Source organism: Nitrosomonas supralitoralis, assembly GCF_003011925.2.
GTDB classification, from domain to species: Bacteria; Pseudomonadota; Gammaproteobacteria; order Burkholderiales; family Nitrosomonadaceae; genus Nitrosomonas; species Nitrosomonas supralitoralis.
Window position 1 is genome coordinate 1 of the sequence record NZ_PXXU01000170.1, and the last position, 829, is coordinate 829.

The following is an 829-nucleotide window of genomic DNA, read 5'->3' on the forward strand; positions in this document are numbered from 1 at the left end:
TTAAATTATGTTTAGAATCGGTTGTCACCTTGAATTTCAGTTTTTGCTTGCAACGCAAGTTCAATTTTTTGCTCAATGTTAGCGCGGTATGGCGTGGTTTGTACTCCGTGATCCGCCAAGTCATGATGCAAGCGCTCGGCACTGTAGGTCTCTCGTGTACGTTGGTGTACGGCCAGTATTTCTATTTCCAGTCTTGTATTCTCCTGCTTACGTTTACAGACCGGACGAGTCCTTTGGACATGAAAGCCGCTCTCGGAAACATCAAATGCCTGGCACATGAGCGCAATCGGATATTTTTGTCGCATCGATTCAATCAGACCGTATCTCACCGCCGAATATATCAAATGAGCTTCGCGAAATACGTCGCACACTTTTTTATAAAGTCACGCTCCATCTTCACTTCTGCTAATTCTCGTTTAACTCTGGATAGCTCTAATTCAACTTCAGTCAGAGGCTTCTGATGCTTACCTACCAACGCAAGCTCTCCTCGTTTGTCAGCATATACCCAATTCTTTAATGTTCCTTTCGGTAAAGACAGCCGTTTTGCCGCCTCAACCAGAGTTAATCCACTTTCTTTAAAAAAATTAACTGATTGCTCCCTAAATTCCTGGCTATATTGTGCGCGGGGTAATTCCATCTCCATCCTCCATTTCATCTCTTCATTTTATAAAACTTCGGATTCTATGAAAATCAGCATACCTCAGATTCGAAGCGGTGGCTTGCAAGTACAATCAACCACCGTTCTGCTTGAAGGATGCTCGCCGGCTTAGGGAGAGGATTTTCGAAACTGATAAGGACAGGTGTCTCGCGTCAATTATCTTGGCCGCTT

Annotated in this window: 2 protein-coding genes; both read right to left on the reverse strand. The window is 44.0% G+C overall.

The window, feature by feature from the left end; all coding sequences use genetic code 11:
* Positions 1-11: 11 nt before the first annotated feature.
* Complete coding sequence (locus tag C7H79_RS17255) at positions 12-305, reverse strand: hypothetical protein (RefSeq protein ID WP_106708442.1); 294 nt, start codon at positions 303-305, stop codon at positions 12-14.
* A gap of 35 nt (positions 306-340) precedes the next feature.
* Positions 341-637 (reverse strand): transposase, encoded by a 297-nt coding sequence (locus C7H79_RS17260; RefSeq protein ID WP_172592504.1) that lies wholly within the window; start codon positions 635-637, stop codon positions 341-343.
* Positions 638-829: the final 192 nt, after the last annotated feature.